Source organism: Roseinatronobacter ekhonensis, assembly GCF_900499075.1.
Taxonomy (GTDB): Bacteria; Pseudomonadota; Alphaproteobacteria; order Rhodobacterales; family Rhodobacteraceae; genus Roseinatronobacter; species Roseinatronobacter ekhonensis.
In genome coordinates this window covers 1-693 of record NZ_UIHC01000189.1, presented here as the reverse complement: position 1 = coordinate 693, position 693 = coordinate 1, and the positions used below count along the sequence as shown (strand labels likewise).

Below are 693 nucleotides of genomic sequence, written 5' to 3'. Positions count from 1 at the left end.
TCGAGAGGCTTTTAAGCATGGCGCCACTGTGAGGCAGATATGATCTCCTGACCTCGAAGACGACAACGCAATGGACGCACAGCGACAAATAAGACCTGGAAAGAGCCTTGACCGATTAGACGACAAACGCGTTTACCGCATCTACTGCGAGCTGGAACTGAACCTGCGGATCAAACCTCGTAAGCGGTTGAAACGGGACAAACCTGACGCGCTGGCTGTGCCGGAAGCACCCAACATGACCTGGTCGATGGATTTCATGGCGGATCGGCTGGGTGATGGTCGGGCATTTCGGCTGCTGAACGTGCTGGACGACTTCAACCGCGAAGGGCTGGGCATCGAGGTGGACTTTTCCCTGCCCGCCGAGCGCGTGATCCGGAGCCTTGATCGGATCATCGAATGGCGCGGAAAGCCAAGCACCATAAGGGTCGACAACGGCCCGGAATACATCAGCGAAAAGCTGATGAAATGGGCCGAGAAGCATGGGGTTGCCATCCTGCACATCCAACCCGGCCAGCCCCAGCAGAACGCCTACATAGAGCGATACAACCGCACCGTCAGGCACGAATGGCTGCGTATTCCGGGGTCATCCGGCCAGTGATTCCGAAAGTATCCGGCCACCCATTCCGATTTTATCCGGCCACTGATTCCGGAGCATCCGGCCACCCTGTGATGTGATGCTGCGAGGCAATCTGT

1 pseudogene is annotated in these 693 nt (G+C 57.3%); it reads left to right on the top strand.

From position 1 onward, the window contains the following. Positions 1 to 124: 124 nt before the first annotated feature. A pseudogene (locus ROE7235_RS19805) lies at positions 125 to 571 on the top strand (DDE-type integrase/transposase/recombinase); the annotation flags it as partial. Between the last annotated feature and the right edge of the window lie 122 nt (positions 572 to 693).